General features: G+C 37.5%; 1 pseudogene. It reads right to left on the bottom strand.

From position 1 onward, the window contains the following. Window positions 1-208: pseudogene (locus tag AAEY57_RS20710) on the bottom strand (hypothetical protein); the annotation flags it as partial. Window positions 209-248: the final 40 nt, after the last annotated feature.

Below are 248 nucleotides of genomic sequence, written 5' to 3'. Positions count from 1 at the left end.
GCTTACTTTTAATACCTAAGCTGGCAAGTAGTTTGGCTTGCTTTAGGGCTTTGTCTTTATTACTTGGCACAAATAGCGGTTTACCATTAAAAAAAAGCGACACTTTTTCATCTGATGTTTTTAATTTAGTAGCAAGCATGGCAGTAACAGCTTTGCTGTCAACGCCCTCAGCAAGTCCTACAAAGGTAACACGAAAGTTGTCGGCCATTTTTTATTCCCTAAGCTTTTATAGTAAAACGAGTATATAC

The organism is Pseudoalteromonas sp. MER144-MNA-CIBAN-0113 (genome assembly GCF_040308965.1).
GTDB lineage: Bacteria > Pseudomonadota > Gammaproteobacteria > Enterobacterales > Alteromonadaceae > Pseudoalteromonas > Pseudoalteromonas tetraodonis.
This window is presented reverse-complemented; position numbering and strand designations above follow the sequence as displayed.